The sequence below is a fragment of the Streptosporangium sp. CA-135522 genome (genome assembly GCF_050949235.1).
Classification (GTDB): domain Bacteria; phylum Actinomycetota; class Actinomycetes; order Streptosporangiales; family Streptosporangiaceae; genus Streptosporangium.
Window position 1 is genome coordinate 9,396,319 of sequence record NZ_CP192026.1, and the last position, 26,687, is coordinate 9,423,005.

At 65.4% G+C, this 26,687-nt stretch carries 31 protein-coding genes and 1 tRNA gene; 12 read left to right on the top strand and 20 right to left on the bottom strand.

Annotated elements, in window-relative coordinates:
- The first annotated feature begins 168 nt into the window (after nt 1–168).
- Complete coding sequence (locus tag ACQPYK_RS44195) at nt 169–774, top strand: RcpC/CpaB family pilus assembly protein (protein ID WP_433245851.1); 606 nt, start codon at nt 169–171, stop codon at nt 772–774.
- A 236-nt stretch (nt 775–1,010) separates the two neighbouring features.
- On the opposite strand, the gene ACQPYK_RS44200 is transcribed toward ACQPYK_RS44195, so the two are convergent.
- Complete coding sequence (locus ACQPYK_RS44200) at nt 1,011–1,997, bottom strand: D-alanyl-D-alanine carboxypeptidase family protein (RefSeq protein ID WP_433245854.1); 987 nt, start codon at nt 1,995–1,997, stop codon at nt 1,011–1,013.
- Between the two features lie 1,206 nt (nt 1,998–3,203).
- Here ACQPYK_RS44200 and ACQPYK_RS44205 point away from each other — a divergent pair.
- Nucleotides 3,204–3,276, top strand: a tRNA-Arg gene (locus ACQPYK_RS44205).
- Nucleotides 3,277–3,494: 218 nt separating this feature from the next.
- Entirely contained in the window at nt 3,495–4,148 is a 654-nt protein-coding gene (locus ACQPYK_RS44210) for an HAD family hydrolase (protein ID WP_433245857.1), read from the top strand.
- 13 nt (nt 4,149–4,161) lie between these two features.
- Here the strand turns inward: ACQPYK_RS44210 and ACQPYK_RS44215 are convergent, their stop codons facing one another.
- From ACQPYK_RS44215 to ACQPYK_RS44260, 10 genes are all read right to left on the bottom strand, one after another.
- Nucleotides 4,162–4,533 carry a hypothetical protein gene (locus tag ACQPYK_RS44215; protein WP_433245860.1) on the bottom strand — a complete coding sequence of 124 codons (372 nt, stop codon included), beginning with the start codon at nt 4,531–4,533 and terminating at the stop codon, nt 4,162–4,164.
- Between the two features lie 271 nt (nt 4,534–4,804).
- A complete protein-coding gene (locus ACQPYK_RS44220; RefSeq protein ID WP_433245863.1) occupies nt 4,805–6,166 on the bottom strand; it encodes a tyrosine-type recombinase/integrase in 1,362 nt (453 codons plus the stop codon).
- Nucleotides 6,163–6,354 (bottom strand): helix-turn-helix transcriptional regulator, encoded by a 192-nt coding sequence (locus ACQPYK_RS44225; protein WP_433245866.1) that lies wholly within the window; start codon nt 6,352–6,354, stop codon nt 6,163–6,165. The genes ACQPYK_RS44220 and ACQPYK_RS44225 overlap by 4 nt, the downstream gene beginning before the upstream one ends.
- A complete protein-coding gene (locus tag ACQPYK_RS44230) occupies nt 6,351–7,730 on the bottom strand; it encodes a replication initiator (RefSeq protein ID WP_433245869.1) in 1,380 nt (459 codons plus the stop codon). Before ACQPYK_RS44230 ends, ACQPYK_RS44225 begins: the two co-directional genes overlap by 4 nt.
- A gap of 101 nt (nt 7,731–7,831) precedes the next feature.
- Nucleotides 7,832–7,963 (bottom strand): hypothetical protein, encoded by a 132-nt coding sequence (locus tag ACQPYK_RS44235; RefSeq protein ID WP_433245872.1) that lies wholly within the window; start codon nt 7,961–7,963, stop codon nt 7,832–7,834.
- Nucleotides 7,960–8,136: a hypothetical protein gene (locus tag ACQPYK_RS44240; protein ID WP_433245875.1), complete on the bottom strand. Its 177-nt coding sequence runs from the start codon at nt 8,134–8,136 to the stop codon at nt 7,960–7,962. Before ACQPYK_RS44240 ends, ACQPYK_RS44235 begins: the two co-directional genes overlap by 4 nt.
- A 16-nt stretch (nt 8,137–8,152) precedes the next feature.
- Nucleotides 8,153–8,515, bottom strand: a complete 363-nt coding sequence (locus ACQPYK_RS44245; protein WP_433245878.1) for a hypothetical protein — start codon at nt 8,513–8,515, stop codon at nt 8,153–8,155.
- Nucleotides 8,516–8,533: 18 nt separating this feature from the next.
- The gene (locus ACQPYK_RS44250; protein ID WP_433245881.1) at nt 8,534–9,265 is read right to left on the bottom strand and encodes a DUF2637 domain-containing protein; all 732 of its coding nucleotides are present in this window, start codon (nt 9,263–9,265) and stop codon (nt 8,534–8,536) included.
- A gap of 21 nt (nt 9,266–9,286) precedes the next feature.
- Nucleotides 9,287–10,660, bottom strand: a complete 1,374-nt coding sequence (locus tag ACQPYK_RS44255) for an FtsK/SpoIIIE domain-containing protein (RefSeq protein WP_433245884.1) — start codon at nt 10,658–10,660, stop codon at nt 9,287–9,289.
- Nucleotides 10,657–10,995 carry a hypothetical protein gene (locus tag ACQPYK_RS44260; RefSeq protein WP_433245887.1) on the bottom strand — a complete coding sequence of 113 codons (339 nt, stop codon included), beginning with the start codon at nt 10,993–10,995 and terminating at the stop codon, nt 10,657–10,659. The genes ACQPYK_RS44255 and ACQPYK_RS44260 overlap by 4 nt, the downstream gene beginning before the upstream one ends.
- 138 nt (nt 10,996–11,133) lie before the next feature.
- Here ACQPYK_RS44260 and ACQPYK_RS44265 point away from each other — a divergent pair, with 138 nt between their 5' ends.
- The 3 genes from ACQPYK_RS44265 (at nt 11,134) to ACQPYK_RS44275 (ending at nt 13,399) form a co-directional block, all read left to right on the top strand.
- Nucleotides 11,134–11,502 carry a GntR family transcriptional regulator gene (locus tag ACQPYK_RS44265; RefSeq protein ID WP_433245890.1) on the top strand — a complete coding sequence of 123 codons (369 nt, stop codon included), beginning with the start codon at nt 11,134–11,136 and terminating at the stop codon, nt 11,500–11,502.
- Between the two features lie 566 nt (nt 11,503–12,068).
- Nucleotides 12,069–12,809 carry an AAA family ATPase gene (locus ACQPYK_RS44270; protein WP_433245892.1) on the top strand — a complete coding sequence of 247 codons (741 nt, stop codon included), beginning with the start codon at nt 12,069–12,071 and terminating at the stop codon, nt 12,807–12,809.
- A complete protein-coding gene (locus ACQPYK_RS44275; protein ID WP_433245895.1) occupies nt 12,806–13,399 on the top strand; it encodes a guanylate kinase in 594 nt (197 codons plus the stop codon). The genes ACQPYK_RS44270 and ACQPYK_RS44275 overlap by 4 nt, the downstream gene beginning before the upstream one ends.
- Before the next feature lie 462 nt (nt 13,400–13,861).
- Here the strand turns inward: ACQPYK_RS44275 and ACQPYK_RS44280 are convergent, their stop codons facing one another.
- Both ACQPYK_RS44280 and ACQPYK_RS44285 read right to left on the bottom strand, forming a co-directional pair.
- Nucleotides 13,862–14,542 carry a hypothetical protein gene (locus ACQPYK_RS44280; RefSeq protein WP_433245898.1) on the bottom strand — a complete coding sequence of 227 codons (681 nt, stop codon included), beginning with the start codon at nt 14,540–14,542 and terminating at the stop codon, nt 13,862–13,864.
- 98 nt (nt 14,543–14,640) lie between these two features.
- On the bottom strand, nt 14,641–15,003 hold the full coding sequence (locus ACQPYK_RS44285) for a hypothetical protein (RefSeq protein ID WP_433245901.1): 363 nt from the start codon (nt 15,001–15,003) through the stop codon (nt 14,641–14,643).
- A 230-nt stretch (nt 15,004–15,233) separates the two neighbouring features.
- Here ACQPYK_RS44285 and ACQPYK_RS44290 point away from each other — a divergent pair, with 230 nt between their 5' ends.
- Nucleotides 15,234–15,500: a GntR family transcriptional regulator gene (locus ACQPYK_RS44290; RefSeq protein ID WP_433245904.1), complete on the top strand. Its 267-nt coding sequence runs from the start codon at nt 15,234–15,236 to the stop codon at nt 15,498–15,500.
- Nucleotides 15,501–15,663: 163 nt separating this feature from the next.
- On the opposite strand, the gene ACQPYK_RS44295 is transcribed toward ACQPYK_RS44290, so the two are convergent.
- Nucleotides 15,664–18,801, bottom strand: a complete 3,138-nt coding sequence (locus ACQPYK_RS44295; protein WP_433245907.1) for a tetratricopeptide repeat protein — start codon at nt 18,799–18,801, stop codon at nt 15,664–15,666.
- A 622-nt stretch (nt 18,802–19,423) separates the two neighbouring features.
- The gene (locus ACQPYK_RS44300) at nt 19,424–20,035 is read right to left on the bottom strand and encodes a hypothetical protein (RefSeq protein WP_433245910.1); all 612 of its coding nucleotides are present in this window, start codon (nt 20,033–20,035) and stop codon (nt 19,424–19,426) included.
- A 403-nt stretch (nt 20,036–20,438) separates the two neighbouring features.
- Here ACQPYK_RS44300 and ACQPYK_RS44305 point away from each other — a divergent pair, with 403 nt between their 5' ends.
- Nucleotides 20,439–20,783, top strand: a complete 345-nt coding sequence (locus ACQPYK_RS44305) for a hypothetical protein (RefSeq protein ID WP_433245913.1) — start codon at nt 20,439–20,441, stop codon at nt 20,781–20,783.
- 214 nt (nt 20,784–20,997) lie between these two features.
- On the opposite strand, the gene ACQPYK_RS44310 is transcribed toward ACQPYK_RS44305, so the two are convergent.
- The 4 genes from ACQPYK_RS44310 to ACQPYK_RS44325 form a co-directional block, all read right to left on the bottom strand.
- On the bottom strand, nt 20,998–21,885 hold the full coding sequence (locus ACQPYK_RS44310) for a permease-like cell division protein FtsX (RefSeq protein ID WP_433245916.1): 888 nt from the start codon (nt 21,883–21,885) through the stop codon (nt 20,998–21,000).
- Between the two features lie 234 nt (nt 21,886–22,119).
- A complete protein-coding gene (locus ACQPYK_RS44315; protein ID WP_433245919.1) occupies nt 22,120–22,584 on the bottom strand; it encodes a VOC family protein in 465 nt (154 codons plus the stop codon).
- Nucleotides 22,584–23,045: an SRPBCC family protein gene (locus tag ACQPYK_RS44320; RefSeq protein WP_433245922.1), complete on the bottom strand. Its 462-nt coding sequence runs from the start codon at nt 23,043–23,045 to the stop codon at nt 22,584–22,586. The genes ACQPYK_RS44315 and ACQPYK_RS44320 overlap by 1 nt, the downstream gene beginning before the upstream one ends.
- Nucleotides 23,046–23,086: 41 nt before the next feature.
- Nucleotides 23,087–23,443, bottom strand: a complete 357-nt coding sequence (locus ACQPYK_RS44325; protein ID WP_433245925.1) for an ArsR/SmtB family transcription factor — start codon at nt 23,441–23,443, stop codon at nt 23,087–23,089.
- A gap of 102 nt (nt 23,444–23,545) precedes the next feature.
- Here ACQPYK_RS44325 and ACQPYK_RS44330 point away from each other — a divergent pair, with 102 nt between their 5' ends.
- From ACQPYK_RS44330 to ACQPYK_RS44340, 3 genes are all read left to right on the top strand, one after another.
- Nucleotides 23,546–24,022 carry an NUDIX hydrolase gene (locus ACQPYK_RS44330; RefSeq protein WP_433245928.1) on the top strand — a complete coding sequence of 159 codons (477 nt, stop codon included), beginning with the start codon at nt 23,546–23,548 and terminating at the stop codon, nt 24,020–24,022.
- Nucleotides 24,023–24,210: 188 nt separating this feature from the next.
- Nucleotides 24,211–24,819, top strand: coding sequence for an RNA polymerase sigma factor (locus tag ACQPYK_RS44335; RefSeq protein WP_433245931.1), 609 nt, complete (start codon nt 24,211–24,213; stop codon nt 24,817–24,819).
- Nucleotides 24,816–25,448, top strand: coding sequence for a hypothetical protein (locus tag ACQPYK_RS44340; protein ID WP_433245934.1), 633 nt, complete (start codon nt 24,816–24,818; stop codon nt 25,446–25,448). Before ACQPYK_RS44335 ends, ACQPYK_RS44340 begins: the two co-directional genes overlap by 4 nt.
- A 129-nt stretch (nt 25,449–25,577) precedes the next feature.
- On the opposite strand, the gene ACQPYK_RS44345 is transcribed toward ACQPYK_RS44340, so the two are convergent.
- Entirely contained in the window at nt 25,578–26,318 is a 741-nt protein-coding gene (locus tag ACQPYK_RS44345; RefSeq protein ID WP_433245937.1) for a tyrosine-type recombinase/integrase, read from the bottom strand.
- An 85-nt stretch (nt 26,319–26,403) separates the two neighbouring features.
- Here ACQPYK_RS44345 and ACQPYK_RS44350 point away from each other — a divergent pair, with 85 nt between their 5' ends.
- A complete protein-coding gene (locus ACQPYK_RS44350; protein WP_433245940.1) occupies nt 26,404–26,682 on the top strand; it encodes a hypothetical protein in 279 nt (92 codons plus the stop codon).
- The last annotated feature ends 5 nt before the right edge of the window (nt 26,683–26,687 follow it).

A 26,687-nucleotide genomic window follows, 5' to 3' on the forward strand; every position in this document is an offset into this window, starting at 1 on the left:
GCCAGAACACCTCCCGCCCACCATCCAGCCATCCAGCCCGCCGTACGGCAGGCACCCGCCACGGGCTCCGCGCTCGAGGGCGGGGCCCCCTGCCACCGGCCCCGCACCCTACGGCGGGCACCTCGTCACGGGCTCCGCGCCGCCCGGCTCTCCCCACTGGAGTCAGTCATGCGCGCATTCCGCCGTATCCTCGGCCGCCGCCACCGTCTCGTCGCCGCCGCCGTCGCCGCCCTGGCGACGACGTGCGCTCTCGTCGCGCTACGGCCGGACACCGCGTCGGTGACGGTTCTCGCCGCGGCCCGGGATCTCCCGAGCGGCGCACTGGACGTCGCCGACCTGAAGCCGGTCGGCCTGCGACCCGACACGGTCCCCGACGGCGCCGTGAGACCCGGCGCGTCGATCGCCGGAAGAGTCCTGGCCGGTCCCATGCGTCGCGGGGAGCCGCTGACGGACGCCCGCCTGCTCGGCCCGAGCCTGCTGGCCACCCAGGGGCCGGGAACGGTCGCCACCCCGGTCCGGGTCGCCGACCCCGAGACGGCGCGCCTGCTGTCCCCCGGCGATGTCGTGGACGTCCTCGCCGCCTCCTCCACCTGGGAGGGCGCCGCTCCCGCCCGGACCGTGGCCGAAGACGTCACCGTCCTCACCACCCCTGACGGAGAGTCGGACCGCGGAGCGCTCATCGTGCTCGCCACCACCTCGCACCAGGCGATCGAGCTCGCCTCGGCTCAGGCCGGCGGGCGGTTGTCGATCACGATCAACGCCCGCAAGGGATGACCACCGCGACACGCGGCTCCTCGACGAATCCCACACGGTTCCCACATGGCTCCCGCACCGACCTCACACGGTTCCCACACGGCCCCGCACCGACCTCACATGGTTCACACACGGACCCGCACCGATCCCACACGGACCCCGCGTGGTTCGCCGCCCGGTCATCCCGGCGGGTCAAAGGTCCGGGAGGCGGGGCCGGGGAAGGTCGCCTGCCGTGCGTGCCGGAGATCCCGTAACGCCTACAGCAGGGAGCCCAGCTTCGGGTCATACTCCCAGTGCCAGGGTTCGAACGGGCTGATATAGGCCCATTTCGGGTGAAACCAGCCGAACTTCTTGCCGTTGGACTCCAGCCAGTTGAACTGGGCCGATCGGAAGTTCTGCACGCCCCCGCACAGGTCGACGGCGAGTCCCAGACCGTGGTTGCTGCGGCCGGGAACGGCGGCGAATCCGGGACGGCGGTAGTAGACGGACTGCTGCTCGGCCAGGCTCCGATAGCTGTCGGTCACGCATATGGGCCTGCCGAACTGCCGCCGGTAGGCCTCGTTGAGACTGATGAACGCGAGCGCCGCGTCCCCCCGCAGCTCGTTACCCGGCTGCTGGAGCGGGCACAGGTAGGCCTTCGGGATCAGTCCGTTGGCGAACTCGTTCGCCGACAACGCCTTGGTCGGCGCGCACCCCGCCGCGGGCTGCCCACCCTTGTCGACCTTCACACCCAGCTTCACCAAGGCCTGGGTCAACGATTTCACGATCTTGTCGGAACGCACCCTGAGGGTCTCGATCTCGGCGCCCATCTGCGCCTCGGCCAGCAGGTTGCCCGCCCGCAGCTCCTGCGCCTCGGCGGCCAACCGCTCGCGCTCGGCCTGCAGGCGACTGCTCTCCGCGAGGACCTGGTCCCGCGCGGCCACGACCTGGGAGACATCGGCCATCGCCCGCAGGGTCGCCGCGTCGGACTTACCCGAAAGGAAACCGGCCAGACCGCTGCTCATGGACTGCTGGTAGAGCTGGCCGACGATGTCCGACAGGGGCTGCCGCACCTGGGCGAAGGCCCTCTCGGCGACCTGCAGCTCGCGCAGCTTGGCGGTGAGCTCCTTCTGCGAGGTCCTGACCTGGGCCCGCCGCTGTTCCAGCGCCTTCGTCGCGCCTTCCAGGTCTTTGGACGCCTTCTCCGCCTCACGGCGCAACTCGGTGAGGTTCACCGGCTCGCGGCGCAGCTCGGCCAGGCTCACGGTCTCATACCCCGGTCCGGTGAGAGCAGCAGACCCGGGGCGCGAGCCGGCCAGACTCACCGGCTCGGAGCGCGACCCGATGAGCGCCGCGGACCCAGGACGCGGGCCGGCCGAACTCACGGACCTGTGGCCCAGCACGGCAAGTCCCATGGACTCACCGACGACGGACCGGGCCTCCACCGGTGCACGCTGCGCGGCGGCGGCCCCCGGCGTAAGGGAAGTCATGGTCGCGACAACGGCGATCAGACCCGCTGATCGACGAGGTGGCACGTTCGACCCCTCCGTTTGCGAACTCTTGACCTGGGCCAGGCACGCACGCTACTACAGCTCGCCGAGTGCCCGGGCCCGACTCCCCACAGCGGATATGTGTCGAACACCCCATTTGACCCCCTCCCCTCAGATCCCACAGCGCTTTCCCCAAGCTCCCGCCGTACTTTCCCTCAGGTCCCGCCGCGCTTTCCCGGGGCTTCCACCGCGCTTTCTCCGAGCTTCCACCGCGCTTTTCCTCAGGTCTCACGCCGCTTCCCTCACGTCTCACGCCGTGCGTGTTCCTGACAGACCTCCCACAACCAGGTCTCCCGCCACTCCACCGGACATCCGAACCCGTCCTCCGTCCGCGCGGGTTCAGGCGACGCCCGCCTCGCCGGAGGCGGCTCGGAACGCCGGGGCAACACCTTCCGCACGACATCGGGAACATCCACGTGAGCGGCGTCCTCCGCCGCCCGGCGCACGCCCACCCCGACAGGAGACGCCCAGCCCCCGTACACCCGCCCCGGCCCGGGCGAGGAGGAACGAGGAAAAGGGGAAGGAGAGGGTGGCGGCACCAGCCTCGGCTCGAAGATCCCGTCCCGCACAGGCGCCATCACCAGCGGCGCCACACCCCTCCCGGGCTCCGCCTGTGCGGCAGCTCCCCGAGACCCCCCGCCATACCCGGTAAGCTCAGCCGCCAGAAGGCCGCCCGCCAAAAGCGCGGGCGCCAACATCGCCCCGCACAGCACCAACGGTCGCAGCGCGCGATGCCCCCGAAGCTGCTTCCGCCGCCGTTCGATCACGGACCGTGACACTAGCCACGCCCCACCCGAGATCCCGCCCCGCTTGTCGCCCCTTTACCGCAGCTCAGCGAAGCAGTGACCCATCATTCCGCTCTCGCCCACCCCTCGGCTGCACACGCACTCGCCATTTTCGCTACTCTTACGGGTAGCCCCTGCCTCCGTAGCTCAGGGGATAGAGCACCGCTCTCCTAAAGCGGGTGTCGCATGTTCGAATCATGCCGGGGGCACTCTTCTTACCAGCGAAAATGCCCTCCCACCTGGGCTTTCGCCTTCCCTCCCCTTCACGGCCATAGGCAGCGAGATGTCACTGTAGGCAGCCGTATGTCAGCGGTCGCGGAGCATGCACGTGATGATCTTGATGCCGTTTCGCCAGCTCAGGTCACCCAAACGGCGCCGGCGCGGAGCGCACGGATCCGGGAAACAGCGCCGGATAGGCTCGGTTCCCGTGCAGCGACTGGCCCTCTTCGACCTGGACAACACCCTCGTCGACCTGGACGAGGCGTTCCGCGTGTGGGCCGAGGAGTTCGCCCAAGACCGCGATCTCGGACACGACGGCGTGAGCTGGCTGATCGCCCTCGACCGTTCCGGCCACCCGCACCGCGAAGTGTTCTTCGCCAAGGTACGAGAGCACTTCGGACTCCCCGATCCGGTTGACGAGCTCTGGAGTCAGTACCGAAGGCGCATGCCGCACCTCGTCCATTGTCGACCCGAGGTCATAGACGGCCTGTTCCGGCTACGGGCGTCGGGATGGCGGGTGGCGATCGTCACCAACGGGACGGCGGACAACCAGTTGGGGAAGATCCGGCAGACGGGGCTGGCGGAGGCTGTGGACGCCATGGCGCTTTCTGGCATCGAGGGCATCCGCAAGCCCGAAACGAGACTCTTCGAGATCGCGGCCGAGCGCTGCGGGATGACTCTCTCCGGCGGAGGCTGGGTGATCGGTGACAACCTCACCGCGGACATCGCCGGCGGGCGGTCGGCAGGTCTACGGACGATATGGATCGACCGAGGCACCTGGCCAGACGCTGACCACAAAGCGGACCACACTGTTACCGACGTCTTACAGGCCATGGAGATCTTGCTGAGACGCGATTGGTGATCGACCGATGGAGCTACTGATTGAGCGAGCGCTTTCTGACCCCACTTTGATGTTCGGTGGTGAGCCTCCTTGCCACCATCTCGATCTCCTGGGGACCGATCACCCTGAGCCAGACCAGCTCACTGTCGTTGTTGTGAAGGTGAAGAAGGTGATGGGCGTCAGCCGGCCAGGCTCCGGTTCTCGGCAGATCGCTTACAACGGCCTCGTCGATGAAGTCGCCCTCGGCATCCGGCCTGTCCATCGTCATATGGACAACGCCAAACAGCTCGATGACAGCAGTGTCATCGGCTCCGCTCGTGAGGCTGATTCTCGCAGTGCTGACGGCGGAGTCAGCTTGGACGACGATCGAGTCCAGGAAGTATCCGCAGTAGGCACTGAGGTCCATGCGCGACACGGTAGTCGAGCATCGAGACCGGGCGTGGACGCCCTGACCCGCATCACTAGCTGTAGTGATCGGGGACATTGATCAACCGCGTCTTCCCGGCCAGGGGGGCTGACGTCCTCACGGGCCACGAGTGGATCGCCCGCCTGTGACCAGTCGGCGCCCTTGACCACTCAGCCTTCGATGACAAGAGCTCAAGGTCCGATGTCACGGGACACTACGAACGACGAAAGAGACCCCAGCGGGAGCCGAGGTCTCTTGGAGAGATTGGAGATCAGTCGTCGAGCGCACTGGAGATCTGCCAGTTGGCCCGGGAGCGCTGGCCGTCGATGCACTTGGCGTAGACCCGTAGGAGCACGTCAACCCCATGACCGGCACGCTGGGCGACTTCGGTCGGAGGTACTCCCGCGTTGAGCCAGAGGGAGACCGCCGCATGCCGAAGGTCGTACGGCCGTGCGGCCAGCGGTGAGGCCGCCTGCTCCGGTGTGAGCGCCAGCTCCCGGGCGATCTGCCAGACGCCCGAGTAGGCCGAGGCGGAGAACGGCTTCCCTTTCGACGTGCGGAACAGTCTGCCGTCGTCCGCGACGCCGTATTTCTCGATGTGCCTACGGAGGATCTCGACGAGGCGCGGCGGAATCGGGATTTCCCTGGTGTCGTCGCTGGCCCGGTGCTTGAGGCCGCGCGAGTCGTGGGTCTCCCCCGAGTCGGTCCACCGCTTGTTCGCCTGAGGCCGTGCCCGTTCAAGGATGATCATGCCCCACCCCTTGGCAGGCAAGTCACAGTTCTGCCGTCGCAAGCCCGCCGCCTCTTCTGGCCGAAGAGCCGCGTAGTACATGCAGGCGAACAGCGCGGCCAGGTGACGCCCTCGCGTGCGCCCCACGTAGGACACGGCGACGAGGAGCTCTCGGGCTTGAACCGGGTTGACCACCGTACGCGGATCGACCGAAGAGGCAGCCTTCGGCGGCTTCCACTTGATCAGCTTCAACGGGTTGGACGGTAGCTCTTTGAGCTCCACCGCCGTCTCCATCATGTGGTGGAAGACACCTCGCTTCCGCCGGACCGCGTTGGCCGCAGCCGGTTTACCGTCGAAGCGAAGCGCGATCGCATCGAGAGCCGCCCGGACGACGCTCGGCTCTTGCAGATCAACCAGAGGCAGCGAGGCGGACTCAAGCCACCGGAGCGCGGTTACCTGCTCTGCCGGTGGCTGCCCGCGACGCTTGGCGGGGAGGAAGGCATGGTTCCGGAGCACGGCGCGCAGGTCCTCATCATCGGGCTTGCCGGGCAGATCCTTGACGAGCGCGGGCACCAGGGACATGAGTGCATACGTCATCGTTTCCCGGGTCCTGGCGGCTGTGTGGAGCCACCGCGCCTCCATGTACTGCTGCGCGAAGGCAAGGAAAGTCTTGCGCGGTGCGGCGGCTTGGAGGGACATAGGGAGCCCGGTGGCGATGTCGAAGGGCTCCCCGTTCTTCGCCGCCTGGCGGAGGTCGGAGAGAAAGTTCTCCGCCAGTGCCTTGGTGCGCAGCGTCTTGGACTTCTCCTTGCCACCGACCTTCCAGCGCACCATATAGGAGGGTGTCTTGCTGGAGGGGTTGCGGCGGATGTCCCAGAGCTTCACGTCGTAGCTGATGTTCACGCCGCCTCCCGCATGGAGTCGAGCCAGGCAACGAAGTCACTCCGCCAGACGCAGAGGTCCCGGTTGGGGAGCTGGACGCACACGGGAGCTCGACCGAGTTCACGCCAGCGATAGAAGGTCCGGCGCGAGATACCGCCCAGTTCGGCGAGCACCTGATCCAGGGGCATGAGGTCACCGCGACGGTTCATCGGGCGCCACCTCCGAACCCCTGAGACGGAGCCAAGGGTTTTCCGGTCAGTGCGGCCGCGAGGAGCGCGTCACCGGCCGACAAGCCCTTTCCCGCGTACTCCCAGTGGGAGATCACGAGAACGGTGTCCTCGTCGAGGATCGGGAGGCGACCGGTCGTGATCTCCTCCCTGTGTGCGAAGGCAGCGCGAGCTTCACGGAGCTTGCCAAGGGTGGTGGAGTAACGACGAGATTTGGTGGAGAAGTGGCCGCGGAAGCCGAGCATGTGGGCCCATTTGATGAGCCGGAGGTCGGCCAGTTCGTCGAGGGCGCCCAGGCGCAGACATTCGGCGATGAGGCGTCGGGCGTGGTCGCGGATCGGGAGTGCGGCGAGGTCGTCGAGGGGGTTGATGCGCCGGTCGAGGGTGCCGACACATTCGGCGGCCTTGGTGGCGTACTTGGCGATGTAGGCGGCTACGGCCTGGTCGGTGAGGTCGCCGTGCATAGTGATCTGCCGGGCGTCGAGCTGGGTGCCCCAGTGGAAGGCCCGCGTGGGCTCGCCGGGGACCGCAGGGACGGTGACCGCTACAGCGGAGGCGGCGTGCCGTACGGCGTCCGCCAGGGCGTCAGCGGTCGCCCAGGCTGGGGGTGGTGAGGCGGGTCCGTCGGGGCCGTCGAGGCGGATCACGGCGTGGAAGTGGACGACGCCGCGCCGCTGGTACTCGGCGACCTTGGCGAAAGAGATCGTGACCTGGTCACGGAGCTCCCGGAGCGTCAGGCCTCCGAGCTTGGCAACGCGGCGGCGCAGGGCTTCGGTGAAGCGCCGCCACAGTTCCGGGGCCAGGGCGTTGAACAGCACGCTTCCGGTGTAGTCGTAGCAGTCTGGGCAGAGCGGTTCACCAAGGCACGTCTCGTCGGCCCTGTGCCGTGCGGTGCAGGACATGACCCGCCCGTGCGGGCACATCCCAGCGTCGCGGCGGGGGTGGCAGGGTAGGACGGTGCCGTTCTTCTCTCGGCGGGTGTGGACGGTTCCGAAGGAGGGGGCGGTGAGGGTGACGAACAGGCACGGGTGCGCAGTGACCGAGGCGGGGACACCCTTGCCGCCGACGAGGCCGGCGCGCACCAGTTGGTAGGTGTCGGCCCGGTAGGTCTCGGCGCAGGAGGGGCAACGGGTCGCGCGGCGGGTCTTGCACGGGAGGCGCAGGATGCCGTCCGGTTCGCCTGCGGTGGTGTAGCTGTGCAGGCGCCGGCCGGTGGTGGGGTCGACGTGGAAGACGTGGCCGCGTAGGTGGATGGGCTGTCGGCAGCCGCCGGTCCGGCGGATCTGGGAGGCCCAGCGGGCGTATTGGGGATCGTGGAGCCGGGTGATGAGTCCGGCTACCGCGTAGGTGCTTGGCATGATGGGTGCGTCCCTTCCGGGCTTTCGAGGTTCGGTGCGGGATGGCCCCCGACGTGGCGGACGTCTTGGCGGATGTGTGGTCACGCCGGGGGCGCCGAGGCTCAGCAGAAGCCGAGTCCCTCGCAGTGCTGGCAGGTCTGGCCGCAGGAGTCGACGCCGGTCCCTCCGCAGTGGCAGCACAGCCAGCGCTTGGGCGCGATGTCGACGAGCGGGGTGTCCTGGTCGTCGTTCATGTGATCCATCTCCCGGTGTCGTGCTTGGGGGCGGTGTTGATGAACACGCGCCAGGTATGGGGCCGTTCGTGGAGCGGCATGATCGGCGATATCTGGCCGACGGGCAGGATCGTGCGGATCTTGTTGGCGGCGTAGGCGAGTTCGGCGTAGGTGCCGTCGATGCGGATGCGCATGGGGGTTCTCCTTGATTTAGGCGGCGCGGGCAGGGGTGCCGGCGTCGGGGGTGATGGGGTCGGGGGCGACGCAGCCCGTATACGAGACGTCGGCGTCGTGGCGGGCCCTGGCGCGGGCGAGGATGCCCACGGCCGTGTACTCGACCGGGCCGAAGTTCAGGCCGGTCCGGTAGTGGCCGTAGCCCAGGTCACCGGGGTCGATCTCGGTTCCGAGGAGCGCGGCGATGCCGTCGATCTCGGCGCGCATCTCGCTGTCGGTTCCTTCGGCGAAGTAGTGGATCCGGGGGAAACACGGGGCGGGGACATCAGGGTTGGCCTCCAGGAAGGCGGCCAGGTCGCGCAGGCCGTTGATCAGGGCGGCGCGGCGGTCGTTGGTCATGGCGGTTCTCCTTTGCGCTCAGGCGGGTTCGGGGCTGTCGCGCAGGGCGCGCAGCAGGTCGGAGGCGAGTTGGCTGGACACGCCCAGGCGGGTGCGCAGGGCGTCACGGGTGATGGGCTTGCCGTGCCGGTTGTGGTGTTCGTCGGCGACGCGGCGGGCGTAGTCGAGCAGCGGCCCAGCCGTACCAGCGTCGTTCTGGCTGTTCTCGGTGCCGTTCTGGTCGGGTACGGCGAGGCCGGGCAGCGGTAGGGCAGCAGGCGGTTCGGTGACGTTCTGCGGGACGGTGTTCAGGACGGGAACGGGGTGCGGTACGGCGTCCGGAACGGGGACGAGTGCCAGGGACGGTTCGGGACGGGGTTCGGAGGCACGGCGTTCGAGCATGGAGACCGCGATCAGGAACGCGCCGGCCGGAGTCGCGGCGGTGATCCATCCCCAGGCGGACGGTTCGGCCTGAGCGAGGTTCGCAGCCAGCGACAGGGCGATCCCGCCGATCAGGACGAGGGTGGGCCAGGAGATCCAGCCGTCCCGCTGGCGGCCGTTCTTCTTGTCGCGCTGCCGTTCCCCCGCGGCCATGACGCACGTGAGGTCGACGCAGACCGCCACGGCCCAGGCCATCGGTCCGGACTGTCCGTGCTCGGTGGCGGTGTCGCGGATGTGGGTGAAGCTGCCCGCCCCGGCGATCGCTGCGAGGATGAGGACCAGTGCGGAGTCGGCCAGCCGTACGGCCAGGCAAGGTGCGGTCGTGGTCATGGTCGGGTCTCCTTCCGGATCTCAGGCGGCGAGTTCGGGAGTGTCGGCGCCGGGCAGTTCGTGGCCGAGGCCGGAGGCGGCGACCTGGTTCCAGGAGGGAGTGACGTCGGCGTAAGTGTCGGCGGCCTGTTCGGCTGCGGTGGTGGAGACGTAGCCGGACCGGGCGCGATACCAGCGACCGTCGCTTCCGGTGATCACGGCCACGCCGGGCAGTTCCGGCGGGATGGATCGGGCGGCGACGAGGGCGTCGGGGTCGAGGTCGCCGAGCGTCATCACCGCGGTTTCGGGGTCGTTGACCCGGTGGCAGACCCGTCCGCCGATCTGGGCGCGCAGCGCGGTGACGCCGGGGCCGAGGTCGGAGCCGATGCGCTGGCCGGACAGGATCAGGTGGATGCCGAAGGCGCGGCCGAGCTGGGCGATGCGCAGCAGCGCGGTAGCCGTCCGGGTCACCTGATCCTTTTCGGCCTTGTCGGCGGTGAGGAACAGTTCGGCCACCTCGTCGACCAGGACCACCACCGGGATGGGCCGGGCGGCGTCCGGGAGCTGCCAGATGTCGCGCACCCCGTAGCGGCGGCAGGCCAGCATCCGCGCGCCCATCACCGCGATCAGATCGCCGAGCAGATCGAGGCACTCGGCGCGGGTGGTGGCCAGCGCGGTCAGCCGGGCGGCGTAGGCCGACAATTCCACCCCGCCTTTGAGGTCGAAGCCGACCAGGGCGACCGGTTGCGGGGCCAGGCCGACGATGAGCGCGTTGATCAGGTTGGACTTGCCGGACTGGGTGGCGCCGGCGTTCATCCAGTGCGGGATGAGCCGCAGGTCCATCCGCCAGGCCGCGCCGGTTTCCAGTACCCCGACGACCGGCCGCAGCAGGTCTTCGGCCCGCCAGCCGTCCCGGGGTTCAGCCGGGGGTACGGCGGGTGCGACGTGGGCCAACGGGTCGCGGGTGATCCCCTGGAGGGTGACGCGGCCGGGCCGGGAGCCGACGACGCGGACCGCTTCGATTCGCCAGGCGTGCGCGAGGCGTTCGCAGACCTTGGCGTAGTCGTCGGGCACCTGTCCGTCGAGCAGGTGGAAGGTGATGCGGAAGCCGTCCCGCACCGGCCGGGGTAGGCCCATCCAGGGCTTGGTGTCGACCTCGACCCGCTGGAAGCGCCGCTTGACCCGCACGACGCCGGTCGAGGCGATCAGGCCGGGGACGGTGGTGAACCACCAGCGGTGCCGCTTCTTGGTCAGCCCGCAGCCGGAGGCCACGTGCCGCCAGGACCAGCGCAGCCAGACCGCCTTGCGGGGGAAGACGAGGACATACCAGTAGGAGACCGGAGCCCAGCGCCGCCACAGGATCAGTGCGACCAGGACGGCGAGGACCTTGAGTAAGGGGTGGCCGAGGTCGATCACAGGTCCGCCCCCGTTCCGGCGGAACCGGCGGGGACGAAGGACTTTGCCCGGTAGGAGATGCCCCAGCGTCCGCCCTGTTCCCAGACGTAGCCGACCAGGCCGACCGGGACGACCTCCTCACCGGCGATGACCTGCGGTTCCGGTGTGATGCTGACCTTGACCAGTTCCATTCGGCTGAACTCGTCTTCGAACAGGAGCGTGAGCTCGTACATGACGTTGCCGTCCTTGTCGCGCTTGATCTCGCCGGTGTCCTTGTTGACCAGGCGAGGCTTGGCGGGCTTGACGCAGGTGACCTGGAGCTTGGTGACGTCGACGGGGATGGGGATGGTGCGCATGATCGTTTCCTTTGCTCGGTTGAACTCTTAGAACACATGGAATGCTTAGAATTCTAAGTTGTCAATGAGTGCCTCGCAGACTTAGTTGGTTTCTTTACCGAGGTGTGCTCAACTGGAGGTGAGACGAGGAGAGCGCAGATGATGGTGGAGAAGACCGGCCAGCCGGCCTACCTGCAGATCGTCGACGAGCTGCGCGGCCAGATCCACAGCGGTGCACTCGCGCCCGGTACGGCACTGCCGTCCATCGCCCAACTGTGCGAGCGCTTCGACGTCTCCGCCAGCGTCGTCAAAGCCGCGATCAGCGTGCTGCGCACCGAAGGCGTGGTCATCGGTCAACAGGGCAAGGGCGTGTTCGTCCGCGAGACCCCCGCCGAAACCGCCAAGCCGCAGACGCCCGACGCGACCGCCGAGATCCTCGACCAACTCGCCCAGACCCGCCAGAGCCTCAAGGAACTGGGGGACCGGCTCGCCGCTCTGGAGGCGGCAGTCTTCGAAGCGCCGAAGTGATCTCACCGATCCGGCACGCCAACTCGTCCAGCTCCGCCCGGATCGCGGCCAATTCCCAGATGATGCGCTGCGGGTCGACGTTCATCGGTTTCTCCCTTGCTCTGCGGTGTCTTTCGCCTTTCGGGATGGCTTAAGTTCACCGTGAGCTGGGGGTTTCCGGTATCACGCCGATCTAGTTAAGCTTCTTCAGTTCCGCTCAACGCCATTTACACATGCGTTTTCACATGCACGACCGCACCGTCCCCGAAGTGCGAAGGCGAAGGTATGCAATGAAGACGACCCAGCGCCCCGGCTGGACCCCTTCCCGCCTGCGGGAACACCGCGAAGCCCACGGCCTCACCCTCGAAGGCGCAGGCGAACGACTCCGCCAGGCCGCCGGCCGCCACGGCCTGACCGTCCCGGCCGCCAACTTCCAAACGCTCTGGGGACATGAACAAGGCACGGTGTTCCCCGGCCCGCATTACCGGCGTGCTTATTGTCTGCTTTACCAGGCAAGTGAGCCCGAACTAGGATTTCGTCCGCCTTTGCCCGGTGAATCACAGAAAGCGGAAATCGTGATTTCCGATTTGCCTACGCCCGCTGACCCCGCAGCCGACAACGCCGCCGCCCAGGTCATCGAGGAGGCGTTCACGAAAGTCTCCGTCGGCGGCATCCAGGCGGACGGCTCCCCGCAGGCCCTGTTGCGTAGTCGGGTGGTCGACGCCTGGCGTCGACGCCACGGCGGCGGAAGCCCCAAACCCATCCTCGTCCTGGTGGGTGGATACGCCGGATCCGGCAAGACCGAGTTCTCCCGCTTCCTGTCCGACATCACCGGCTGGGCGTTCCTGGACAAGGACTCGCTGACCCGCTGCATCGTCGAGCGGTTGCTCGTCTCCCTGGGCGGTGACCCCAATGACCGCCACACCGACCTGTATCTCAAGGAGGTCCGGCCGCTGGAGTACCGGTGCCTGATGGAGACCGCGTGGGACAACCTCAACGTCGGCACCTCCACCATCCTGTCCGCCCCGTTCATCGCGGAGCTGAAGGACGAGGCATGGTTCACCCGCCTGGAGAACCGGTGCGCGGCCAAGGGCATCGACGTGGCGGCGATCTGGGTCCGCTGCGATCCCGAGTCGATGCGCGAGTACATCGAATTCCGCGGCGCCGCCCGCGACGCTTGGAAGCTGGACAACTGGCAGCAGTACGCCGAGGGCCTCCAGGTCGAGGCCAGCCCGCCCACCGCGCATGTCACGGTCGACAACCGTCTTGGGTCGGCGATCAGTCTTGCCGACCAGACCCGCGAGGCACTCAAGCGGATCCTCACGTGAGCCTGCAAGGAGTCGTCTTGTACGGCCCGCCGGCCAGCGGCAAGGACACCGTCACCGCCGCCCTTGCCCGGCTGGATGCGCGGTTCGTGCCGCTGCCCAAGCTCAAGGTCGGCACCGGCCGGGCGGACGGCTATGAGTTCGTCAGCGCCGAGCACCTGGACAAGCTCCGCGACGCGGGCCGGCTGCTGGTCGAGACCCGCCGCTACGGCAACGTCTACGCCGTCGACCGGCAGACCATCGAAGACCGGCACGCCGCCGGCTACGTCCCCGTCGCCCACATGGGCAACATCGCCGACCTGCGCCAGCTCATCGGCAAGGCGCCGGACTCCTGGCTGCGCGTGCTGCTGTGGGTGCCCCGCGAGGTCACCGAGCAACGCTCCCGAGGCCGCGGGGACGCCGACACCGGCAAGCGCCTGACCGCGTGGGACGAGACGCTCGCCGACCTGGAGACAGGCACCGACGCGGGGTTCTTTCACCTGCGCCTCCATACCGACCGCGTCGGGGTCGACGCCGCAGCCGAAGAGATCATGGGCGCCTACGATCGGCTACGGATGGCCGGAGATCCTCACGGGGCGCAGTGCCCCCGGTGAGCCGAGCCGTGACGTCCGGCGGGATCAGGTCCAGTCGCCACCAGGTCCCGCAGTCGTTGCACTGTGCGCCTGTCCAGATTCCCTGGGGGTTCGCCGTCCACTGCACCGAACTATGCGGGCAGCGGCTCAAGGAGAGTCCATAGCCAGTCGGCAAGACCATGCTTCCCGCTCCCCTTTCCGCTTTCCGCGTCTGTTCGGTCGTGATATTCGTGCCTCTCTCGTCCCTGACCATCGCGCCGTTGTGAGGGTCAACCGTTGTGAGGGTCAAGAGGGTGACTTCCGTCTATGGGGATGGACGGTGGACGCCGGGGAGCGAACACCGAAGACGGAGCCGCCCCTTCAACCGAGTCACGCACTCGGGCGGTATCAGGGACGAGAGAGAAACGGGCAGGGAAACACCAGGTTCCCTGCCAGGCATGACGGCGCCACCCCTCCCAGAGCCGTCGCCGTCATGCCCGTCTATCAGCCGCCGGCCCCTCTACTCCGGACGATGTTGGCACAGACCGGGCAGACGTTGACCAGAGCAGGCATGAACGGCGGTACCCATTCGCCGATCCGCACGGGGCGTACCCTTGCTCCGCACAACCCCGCCGTCTGCTGCGGCGGCACCGCGTGCCGGACGACCTCACGATCGGACAGCGACAGGCCGACACCGTAAAGGCCGTCCTGTTCGTCGGCCGGAGGCTCGACAGCTTCGACGAGCAGGTCGCCCAGGTGCAGATGCCAGCGCCGTGCCCCGCCCAGGCGTGTGGAGGTCTCGTCGAGCTCGACCAGGACGTAGCCGTTGCGCAGACGACGCAGAATCGTCCCCCATTGGCCGATCAGCCACTGGCCGTGTGCACGGGCGCGGCTGTGACTGTGCAGCAGCTGGATGACCGTCGCCCGGTCCCCCGCCCGCACCGGACGCCGTTGCGATGATCGCCCCGGCTGTTCGTCTCCCGGGGTGGGCAGCACCTTCAACCCGGCGGCATGCAGCTTCCACAGCCGACGCCGCCCCTTGGCCAGGGGATGCTCCTGTAGTTCCACCTCGACCAGGGGGCTACGCGCTGGAGTGAAGACAACTCGGGCCGTCTGCCCCACCAACCAGGAGGCCCGCTTTCGGATCAGATCGGGATTGCCCTCCATCGAGACAACCTCGACCAAGTCTCCGACCTTGACCGGCCGCCAGAGCCCCGAAGGTGAATCCTCCGAACGTGAAGGAGGCATGTCCGCGGCGACATGATCGGTCGTCTCCCGCCCGGTCAGCACGGCGCCTCGTCTTCCATCGCAGCCGGGTCCGGCGCCGGCGGGTGCTCGGTGAGCGTCTGCGGTTGCGCCTGCATCTGTCGCAGCTCCGCATATCGCAGAGCAACCCGGTGCGCGGCCCGAACGGGCTCTACCGCCGGATGCCAGGCGTAGACGGGGCGATGCTGACGGGCGTTCCACCCGATGCGCCAGCAGAACCGCCCGCCATGACACCAGACGACCAGCCCCACCCAGACCGACACCAACGCCAGCCCGTATCCGTCATGAACATCGGCGGTTATCCCGTGTCGTGCCAGGGCCGTACGGAGTTCCTCAGCCGCCTCCACCGTTCCCGCGCCGTCGAGGAGGGTTGCGGTCATCCTTCACCTCCTGCCGTACTCGCCATCCGTGAATGTGCCATTTCGGCTTTTAAAGTCGGACCTGCTTGAGTTGGACAGGTCAAGCTCGAAGGCCTTCGTCTCCTTCTCGGGTGCGGTCTCTCGTCGTTGGCCATGTCCGCATCATAAGCACACCATGCTGTAGTACACCATAGAACACCGCAGTATGTGCTGGTGGATGGCTCTCCACCGTCGACTTCTACCGTGTTCTCATGACCGAGCTGCGCGACGATCTGCCCAGGTGGCGACAGGTACGAGACATCATCGTCAAGCGCATCGAGACCGGCCAGTACAAGCCCGGCCAGCGCATCCCCTCGGTCATCGACCTGACCCAAGAGTTCGGGATCGCCACCCAGACCGCACAGAAAGTCATGAACGCTCTGCGCAAGGACTGCTGGATCCGGACCGAGCGCGGCATGGGCAGCTTCGTCACCACCACCGAGGAACGCACAGCCGAGGCCGGCGACGCTCCCGAGTAGCCATCACAGAGTCCAAGATCATCGGAGGTCGACTCCTCCGGATGAGAACTTTCTCTACGTCTTTAAAGGCGAGCCGCCTTCGGCGTCTCGCCGCGCGTCGGGCGGTCGCTGGCCGCGCTGCGGCTCTTCGGCCGGTCGCGGCCAGCACCGCCCACGCGCCTCATCACTCAAGGTCTTCTTCGCCGTCGAAATCGACGATATCCCATGCTTCGTCTAAAGCTTCGTCAGCTTCTTCTTCTCGCCCCACCTTTGCAAGGAGATTTGAAAGATCCCTCAAAGAACGAACAAGATAGGGGCGATAGCGACGGCTGGATTTAACGGTCAGATTTCGATAAATGGCAACGGCTTCTTCCGCAAGAGGGAGAGCCTCCGTAAATCTATCCAGCTTTGAGAGGCAAGTGCTGAGATTAAGTAAAGCCCGGGCGAGACTAGGTCGATATCGATCTGGATAGAGGGTCGCCACCTCACGAAAAATAACGACAGCCTCCTTGGCCTCATGAAGGGCGTCAGCGGCCTGGCCAATTTCTGAATAATAGGAGCCAAGATTGGAAAGGGAAATTGCAAGGTCGGCACGATATCGATCGGGATAGCGTATGGTTAATTCGCGATAGATGGCTACGGCTTCTTTTTCAACATCAAGAGCCTCGCCATACTTACCTGAACTTGAGCAGCAGACACCGAAATTAGATAGAGAGCCAGCAAGCTTAGGAAGATAGCGATCTGAATAGCGGGTAGATAATTCCCGATGAATTAAAATTGATTCTTTTGCGGCTGCGAGCGAGTCGACGGGATGACCTAACTCCGAGAATCGGAGGCCGAGTTGAGATAGAGTGCTTGCGAGATCATTAAGGTGTCGATCTGGGTAGAGTATTGTCAATTCGCGATAGATGGCTACGGCTTCTTTTTCAACACTAAGAGCCTCATCGTGCTGGCTTAGGGTCGAGTAGTAATTTCCAAGATTAGAAAGAGAACGGGCAAGATGAGGGAGATAGCGGTCCGGATATTGAGTAGATAGCTCGCGGCGAATGTTCATTGCTTGCTGCTCTGCGCGAAGCGCTTCAGCAGTGCGGCCTAAAGCGAAAAAATATACACCCATATTGGAAAGACAATCAGAGAGATTGGATCGGTAGCGGTCGGGGTAACGCTCAGCCAGTTCCCGGTAAATGAAAAAAGCTTCCTCGGTAACAGAAAGCGCATCCTCAGGCTTCCCTAGATCTACTAGACGAGTCCCAACACCGGTCAGAGAATGCGCTAAACTTGGCTGATAGCGGTCGGGATTACGCTCGGCCAATTCCCGGTAAATAGCGGCAGCTTCTCTAGTAAGGGGGAGTGAATCGGCATGTTTCCCCAGTTCGGCCAATGCTGTGCCGAGATTATTTAGAGAGCTGGCAAGGCCAGAACGATAGCGTTCAGGGTGACTTTCAGCCAAGTCGCGATAAATGGAAAGAGCCTCCTTGAAGCTAGGAAGCGCATCGAGAGGATGACCTGCTTCCGCCCGATAGATTCCTGATTTAGAAACGGCATCAGCAAGCCTAGACTGATATTGACCAGGATGATTATCTGTCAATTTACGGTAAATCGTACAAGCTTCATTGATGACAGGGAGCGCATCGGCGGGTCGACCTAGGTCGGAAAATGTTGCAGCAAGATTTGCAAGCGAAGCGGCAAGCCCGGGATAGTGGAGACTAGGGTAATGATTGACCAATCTGCGGCGAATGGCAACAGCTTCTGTCTCGTAAGAAAAAGCGTCGGCAAGGCGACCCAGATCCGATAGATGTAAACCCGCAGCAGATAACCAACGGGCGCGCTCCGCGTCTTCAGCATCATCGGGAATGCTGTCTAAGATGCGTTGTGCCAACATGGCGTGTGAGTCAGCCAAAATCAGGGATGGGTAGGGCAGTACTTCGTACAACGCCACTAACGTCTCTCGTGGAGCTGAAACTGTCCCGACTTCATCGGCGACATCGGGCAGCAGTTGCTGCACCATCTCCCCGGCGTCGTCCAGTTCTTGTGCTGCCTGAGCTAATGTCACCAGTGCTCGTCGCCTCTGCTGCGCATCTAGATCCTTTAAACAAGCTGTCAGCAACTCCGGGCAGTTGCTCAACTGCCGAGTGATGTGCAACTCGGCTAGCCGGTCCGGCCGCAGCCGTCCCAGCCACTGCTGATCATCGTCCATATCGGGGGGATACAATTCCCGCAACCAGTCCGCCACCCGTGCCGATGCAGTTCCGTCCGGAACTCGCCCCACCACTGCGGCTGCCTGCACTCGGTTCCGTGCCCCCAAAAAGGTGCCTGCCGCCACTATCTGCTCTATCGCTGTTGTGCTCAATCCTTGTGGACCGGAGAAAAATCCTCGTGCTTGGGCGCTTTGTAGCCAAAATCGTCGCTCATGCCCTAGCAACTCCTCCAGCACATCGCTTACTGTAACCGGCCCGACCTGCGATGCCGTCTGTGGCATTGATCGCAACACGATTACCAACGCCGCCGCATGCAAATCCAAGATCCGCTGAGGTCCCTCGCTCAGCTCTACTTCTATCCGTCTCGGCACCGCTACTCGCAACGCCTTAGCGAAATGCGGCACCGCTTCGGCTACCACCTGACGATCCGATGCACGCTCTTGCACCTCTTCCGCCAGTAACAACCCTTGCCCGGCTGCTGCAACCATCTGCCGCACCCGTACCGATTGCGCCCCCAGTTGTCGCCACCACTCCCCAGCACTACGCGCCAGCAGCAACACCCGCACTCGCCGCCCTATATCAGCGGCCACCTCCTGTAACAATGCTGCTAGCTCGGTACGGGTTTCGGCGTAATCGACCACGATTAACAATCGATCTCCGCTGCTCACCCGCCACTTCGATAATGCTTGAGCCTCGGTATCATCGCGGACCTCCACAGCTCCCCACAAAGGTTCCAGTCGCGTTGCTAATTCCACTGCCAAGCGGGATTTCCCCACCCCGCCGGGCCCCACCAACAACCGCAACCGCTCCGCATCCGGATCAGCACACCATGCCAGCAATTGCTCCAGTTCCTGCTCTCGTCCAGTGAACGGCACCACCGCTCGCAACGGGTGCAACAGCGCCGCTGGTCCCTCCGGTAGCAGCTCTGCCACATCCTCCATCGCTTCACCGGCTGCCTGTCCAGCCTTCCAGCGCTCCCATATCGTCGGTGCGAATGCGGTTCCTACTCCGCCGATCCCCGCCCAGATCACCGTCGCCCATGGCTTACTGTCAGCCAACGCCGCCGCTCCCGCCGCGAACGCAGCCACCCCTACAGCCACCAACATCCGCCACCACATGCTCATAGTTAGGTGTCTAGAGCAGACCGAATGCCCATGTCGGTCGAGTTACCCAATCGCAAACAACCGCCTTCAGACCGTGGCGATCGCTTACTTCGGTGCTTCCCTGTACGGGCTGGGGCGATCGACTGCCGCGGCCCTCCTTCGTCAGGCCTTGCCACCGGATGACCGCAGCAACCGAGTTTCCAGCTATGGAGCATGCATGGAATGATCAATAGAGATGTGATCGTAGATGTAAAGTTTTAGCAGCTCAGAAGGGTAATTCAGAAAAAAGACGATCGCTCTCCTAAAGCGGGTGTCGCATGTTCGAATCATGCCGGGGGCACTCTTCTTACCAGCGAATATGCCCCTGACCTGGGGCTATTCATGATCGCACCTCAGCACACCTAGGCAGCCGAATGCAGCCGTAGGCAGCCCTGTGCCAGCGGTCACGGAATATACGCGGAATGATCTTGGCAGCGTTTCCGCAGGTCGCCCCCCAACTTGGCAAACCGCCGGCACGCCAGAGCCTCCCGATTCTGCAGCCGTCCCAAAGCCCCTACAGAATGATCTCTGTACGAGTCATGCCCGTCATGTAGATGAATCGGCCAGGGCCTGGCCAGAAACATCACGTGGACGAGCCCACGGACTACGGACGAGGGCTGGAAGTGCTCTCCAGGTCGGTGATGTACGTGACATCGGCGTCCGCAGGCAGGCCGAAGGCCTCGCGGGCCTCTTCTCTGACCACAGAGTGCATGTCCGAACCGGTGGCCGCCAGTTCCAATGCCCGCGGCGCACCCCGGGGGGAGAACATCTCGCGGACCGAGGGGACGTTCAGGTCACCGTCCGAAGCCTCCTCCACCTGCCGTATGGTCAAGCGTCCATCGACCGACTCGACGGTCAGAAGAAGCGAGGTCCGGTACCCGCTGCCGCCAACGAGCAAGGTCCCGGAACGGGCTAGCTCCTCACACGCGGCCACGATCCCGAGCAATAGTTGAGAGCTTTTCCGACGTACCTCTATGAATTCCTCATGGCAGAACACACGCGGACTCAGATCCGGCCTGTCATTGGCCAAGGCATAGCTTCCGACACGATCGGGATCCGTCTCCAAAAAACGGTCAGCGGCCTCAAGGAGCGCCTCGCGCGTCGAGGAGTCGACCGAGACAACCTCCTCTTTGGCTGTGCCCGCTACATCAGACCAGAACGGCTGCAGGGCGGACCAAGCGACGGCCGCGACCACAAGCGCTACAGCGGCGCTCACCCATACAGCCGACCGCCGACCCGAAGCCGCCATTCGTCCCCATTCGGCTTTGACATCGCTGCTCCCGGGGTTTCAGCCGAGCCCTTCCTCCTCTTCTCACCACCGCTACAACGAGAGATCAAAGCACATCGTAGATCATTTTGTTGTGAATTCTCAGACCTGTGAGGGGCTCGACCTAGGATGAGCCACCATACAATGGCTGGCACTCTTCGTACCGGACAACACTCCATAGATCGCCACAGAGCGTTACATCTATGGATTGAAGGGTTCGGAGAGTAACAGGGCTTGAAGCATGAGATCGTTGACTGCCTGATCGCTCTAGATCGTGAAAGCTTCCCGGACTACGAGAAACGACCTCTTCCAGAGGCACTGAACGCTCAGCGAGATACGGAGAGACTCTGTGATGAGCAGCGAATCTCCAGAGGAGCAGCTTGCCCCTGACGCGTACGGTCGTGGGTGTCAAAGGGCTGCTATCGCCCTGACCAGCACCGGCATCTCCATCCTCGCGCTGTTCATGATGCTCATCAGCTTCATGCCGACCAGCTACAGCTGGGATCCGGAGATGCCGGACTTCAGCGATCCGGACGGGGTGTTCCTTGCCTTCCTCTCCTCAGGGATCAGCCTGTTCCTCGCCACCGTCGTGCTTGTGATCCTGCGAAAACACAAGTCGGCCTGGATCGCCTACCTCGTTTTCGCAGCGCTGAGCGGTTACAGGTTTGCCGAGCTCGCGCCGCACTTCCAGGGGTGACTAGTCTCAATGAAGAAAGGCCCGGACCATGCCCAGGCGACCGGCAGGATTGAGATATACACCCGTTCTGCCTATCTCTGCTGTGACCGCGTGACGCATCACAGCAGGTCTATCGGGCAGCGGACAAGGATCAGCCTCTGCGAGAGCCGGACAAATATCTACTACGCCAGAACTCTCTACACCCTGAACTCTCCCGGCCGCCCCGGAGGCCGGACTACCGCACCACGACCTTGCCTACTCCTGAAACATTCCGGAGCACCGACTTGACCGCGTCCACCGCCCGCCTGTCGGTAATCTTGATCTCGTAGCTCTCGACCACCTCATGAAGGGCGGGCGGCTCGCCCAGCATGTACTCGGCGACCTTGCGCGTGTGCTCGGCCTCCTGGAAATAGACCTTGTCAATCCCGCCGACCGTCGCGAGCACCGCCTCGATCGCCTCTCGCTCCTGCCCTGTGGGCCGTCCTCGCCCCGTACAGGGCGGTTCCTGCTCCAGGCCCTCCCCGCAGAGCTGGACCGACAGATCCGATTTTCCGTCCCAGAAGAGGTGCTCGGTGGAGAAGTTCACGGACACCACGCCAGGCAGGTCCTCTACAGCCGCTCGCAGGCCGTCCATCAGGGGACGCGTCGCGTCCTCATCCCCGACGTTCCGCAGGTGGCCGTCGAACGACGGTGGAGCCTCCTCCTCGGTGAGGAGACCCTCCTCACCGAACTGCTCGGCCGTCTGCCTGGCCGCCTCTCCGGCACTCACAAACATGAACTTCTCGACACCGGGCACTCCGCGGATCACCGTCTCGACCGCTCGCCGCTGCCGGTCGGTGACTCCGCTCCGGCATTTCTCAGCGCCCTCGCCCTCCCCCTTCTTGTCCGGACAGAGCCAGACGGAGAAGAGCGTCTCCGGCCAAGGCCCGTCGGGCGGGGGCAGGACGGTGAGGGACGGCCGTTCCTGGAGCAAGAAACCCGTCGCCACCGCACACAGGACGACGGCGACCACCGTAACCATCACCGCTATCAAGAGTCGCCGCCGAGGAACAGCCGACACGACCTTGTCAGAGCCAGAGACGCCTTTTGACGGAGCGTCTCCCTCACCAGGGCCGGAAGTCACACAGGCCAAGATCCTGGAAGAACGGTGTGCCGGTCAAGCTTCCGGCATCACCTCGCCTCCAACGCCCCGGTCATGCACCTGCGCAAGGTGATAGGGCCGCGGCCATGGTCGCGACCTACGTCGACAGTTTCAGAGCCGTCCAGGCCGGTGCTACACCAGTAGAGCTTGATCCTGATGCGTTCGGTCCCGGCTCATACATGGCCTTGACCTACTTGGACGGCTTCAAAAGCGTCCTTAGACGCGCCAGGGCATGTGCTGGAGAGTCCAGGTGTTGCCGTCCGGGTCGGCGAAGCGAGCGTAGTAGACACCGCCCAGGTCCTCGACCGGACCCACGTCCGCACCGCGCTCGAGGAGTACCTCACGGGCCTTCTCAATGTCGCTCACTACCAGGTGCAGGCCGCGCAACGTGCCGACCGGCATGTCGAGGGACGAGATGCCCTCGGTCAGGGTGATCGAGCAGGCCGAGCCCGGCGGGGTGAGCTGAACGATTCGAACCCCGTCCGAGGGCCGCACGTCGACGTCCACGTGGAAGCCGAGGCGGTCGGCGTAGAAAGCCTTGGCCCGGTCGATGTCCGTGACAGGCACCGGGACGAGCTCGAGGAGAAGCGCGCCGGGACGGACGGGCGGTCCAGTGAGGCTGGCCGGGATATCGGCGATGTCGGCCGGGATTTCGGGCCGCGTGGGCTGGGTGTCGGTCATTACAGCTCGCCTTTCAAGGTCATCTCGTTGAGCATCTCGGCGAGACGGTCGTACGCCTCGCCCGCGCCGCGTTTCATGGGGGTACGGAGCACGCTGTCGCGGACCTCCCGCGAGGGGTAGCGCACCGTGGTGGTCATCACGGTTCGGCCGTCCCGCTCGTCGAAGACGGTAGTGACGAGGGCCTCACCCGCGTCCCAGCCGTCATGGACCTCGCTCTGGACCAGCCGGCCGGGCGCATCGACCTCGTGGAACACCCCGCCGTGGCCCAACTCGGCACCGTCCGGCCCGCGCGACACGAAGCGCCAGACACCGCCCGGACGCAAGTCGACCTCACAGACGACGAGGTGCCAGCCGCGCGCGCCGTGCCACCGCCGGAGCAACTCGGGCCGGGTGAACGCGTCGAAGACGAGCCGGCGGGGTGCGGCGAACGTCCTGGTGAGCACGAGGTCGGTGTCGGACACTGCCCGTACCGTTAGGCCTTCGGTCTGCTCCTGCCGCGACATCATGGACTTTCCCGTTCGACGGCCTTCGGTCCGCCGGACTCGAGTTCGCCGAGCAGGTCGTCCAGCCTCTGATAGCTCTCCTCCCAGTAGGAGCGGTAGTTCGCCAGCCAATCCATGGCGTCCTTAAGCGGGCTGGCCTCCAGCCGGCGGGGCCTGCGCTGCGCGTCGCGTCCACGAGAGATCAGCCCGGCCCGCTCCAGCACCCGCAGGTGCTTGGAGATGCCCGGTTGGCTCATCGCAAACGGCGCGGCCAATTCGGTCACCGTGGCCTCGCCCTCCATCAGCCGGGCCAGAATCGCTCGCCGGGTCGGGTCGGCCAGCGCGGCGAACGTTGCGTCGAGAACGTCGGCAGCCATATTGATTACCTTTCGGTTTTATAACTAGATGGTTTTGTACCGCGCCGGGTTCGGCCCTGTCAAGGACTTCGGTTCAGCGCCCACGCCGGTGGGTCCTGTCCCATGACCCGCCGGATCGACTTCTACGACGGCCCCGTCGCGCCCAAGCCCAACAGCCTTGTTCCATCGGTGAACGTCGTAGTCACCAACGAGACGGGCGAGATCCCGATGATCCGCCGCAGCGACAACGGCGACTGGGCCGTTCCCGGCGGCGCGATCGACCTGGGCGAGTCCCTTCCCGAGGCTGCGATCCGCGAGACACCGGAGGAGACCGGAATCAAGTGTGAGGTCACCGGCCTGATCGGCACCTACACCGATCCTCGGCACGTCATCCTCTACACCTCCAACGGCGAGGCTCGCCAGGAGTTCTCCATCGTGCTCACCGGTCGCGCCGTCGAGGGCGAGCCGACACCGGGCGACGAATCCCGTGAAGTCCGTTGGGTGCCACGCGAGGAGGTCGAGACGCTGGCGGTGGACCGGTCAATGCGGCTGCGGATCGGCTACTTCCTGGCTGGCAGGGCTGTACCGCACATCACCTGAAACTGCTGTCGGGCTCTTTGCGGTCATCGATACCCCAGGATGTTGACCACGCGGCCATTCGAGTCGCGGACGAAGAACCGGCGGGCTTCCCACTGCTCGTCCTGCAAGTTGTAGCCGTCACTGCCGCCGGACTTCTTTGCGCTTTTCGGGAACCCAGGTGGCGCTGTGGACAGTCCCTGTGTGTGGACATGTCAATACGTGCCCGGATACGTGACGGAGATACAGAGGCGTTCGAGCAGCTCTTCGATGAGTTCGCCCGATCGGTGTACGGCCATGCCTTCCGGCTGACGGGCAACTGGTCGACCGCCGAGGACGTGACGTCCCTGACCTTCCTGGAGGCCTGGCGGCTGCGGCACCGCATCGACGCCAACGACGGCTCCCTGCGGCCGTGGTTGCTGGGCATCGCCACCAACGTCGCACGCAATACCCGGCGGGCCGCCCGCCGATACGACGACGCCCTGACCCGGATGCCCAGAAGCGAGGAGGTCTCGGACCTCGCCGACGAGGTGGTGGGGCGCATCGACGACACCGAGCGGCTGGCTGCGATCCGGCGGGTCTACGGCAGGCTGCGCCGCCAGGAGCAGGAGGTGTTCGCGTTGGTCGTCGGGGCGGGCCTCGGCTACGCCGAGGCGGCCGAGGCGCTCGGCATCTCGGTGGGCACGGTCCGGTCCCGGCTGTCCCGGGCGCGGAAGAAGCTGGAGAAGTTCGCGGCTGAAAGGGAACCACCTTGGCCGTCACGACAGGTAAGAGGTGACCGCGATACCGCGGTCCGGTTCACAAGGGAGGAGTACCGATGAACGCAGGCGAGCGAGAAGAGCTGGCCCGGCTACTGCCGTTTCAGGTGGAGCCCGAACTCCCGCGGGACCGGCACCGACGCCTCAAGGAGTTCGTGATGACCGAGATTCACCAGGACGCTCGACCCGCCAGGCCGAAGTGGCGACTGCTACGCCCTGCTGTCTTGGCCCCGGTGCTGGCCGCCGCCGTGGCGATCGCCGCCCCGCTGGCTCTGGGCGGCGGCGCGGCCTACGCCGTCTCCCAGAATGACGACGGCACCATCCTCATCACCATCAACGAGGCCAAGGATCCCAAAAGCCTGCAGGCAGATCTGCGGGACATGGGTCTCAACGCGGTCGTGGACTACGTTCCCATGGGCAAGCAGTGCAGCCCGCAGCCCCGCAGCGAGAGCTTCCTGTCCAAGGAGGACGCTCCCCTCAGCGTCTCGGTACCGGAGAACTGGGGGCGAGGCTTCACGATCGACCCCAAGGTCGTCAAGGACGACCAGGTCGCGGTGCTGGAGTTCAGCGTCTCCGAGAATCAGGGGGGGATAATCGCCGCCATCCGGGCGCGCGTCTCCAACGGGCCCGTGGCCGACTGCGAGCTGGTCGACAGCACCGAGGCCCCGCTCGGCCCGCCCCGAGGCAACTGACCAACCCCCTCCTCAAGGTGCGGCAGGCCGCTGGGCCATCCCCACGGGGGCGCCTGCCGCACCTTGACGAAGCCCTCAATGAAGAAGGCCCCGGCTTGTGCCGGGGCCCGAGACGAGCGTCTGTGTCGATCACCCATCGAGAGCGCTGCCGATCTTCCCGTTCATCCGTTCCTGCTGCCCTTCCATGCACTTGGCGTACACCCGGTGGAGAACCTCCACACTGTGCCCGGCTCGCTTGGCCACCTCGGTGGCCGGTACGCCCGCGTTGAGCCAGAGGGACAGGGCGGCGTGTCGCAGGTCGTAGGGCCGGGCGGCGAGCGGTGACCTCACCTGCTCATCGGTGAAGACGAGCGCTCGCGCTTCCTGCCAAACGTAGGAGCATGCCGAACTGGAATAGCAACCTCCCTTGGTCGTCCGGAACAGCCGGCCGTCGTCCTCGGTGCCGTAGGCGTCGATGTGCTCACGGAGGATGGCCACCAGGGCAGATGGGATGGGGATCTCCCTGGTCTCCTTCTTCGCCCGGTGCTTGAGACTGCGCGACTCGTGGGTCTCCCCCGAGTCGGTCCATCGCTTGTTCGCCTGCGGTCTCACCTTCTCAAGGATGATCTGCCCCCATCCCGATTCGGGCAGGGTGCAGTTCTTCAGGCGAAGGTTCGTCGCCTCTTCTGGCCGCAGGCCCGCGTAGTAGATGCAGGCGAACAGGGCCTTGAGCCGGACGCCCCGAGTGCGGCCGACCTTGGGCACGGCGGCCAGGAGCTGCTTCGCCTGAGCCGGATTGATCACCGTACGGGGGTCGACGACGGTGACGGCCTTGGGCTGCTTCCACTTGATCTCGTGCAGTGGGTTGGTCGCGAACATCTTCTGTTCCACCGCCAGCTCCAGGAGGTGATGAAGGATCGCCCGCTTCCGCCGTACGGTGTTGGCTGCGGCTTCCTTGCCGTCAAAGGTGACCGAGATGGCATCGAGTGCGATCCGATACGCCGGGTCCGGCAAGACCGAGTTCTCCCGCTTCCTGTCCGACATCACCGGCTGGGCGTTCCTGGACAAGGACTCCCTGACCCGCTGCATCGTCGAGCGGCTGCTCGTCCTCCTAACAGCACGGGACCCGCGGATCCGCAGAAACAGTCCCGAACACGCCTTGGCTCGCCGGCGCAGCCTCGATCAGGAGCTATACGCAAACCGTTCGTTTTACAGTCCCAGCGCCTGGATGATCGACTACGACATTCTGAAGTGAGGCGA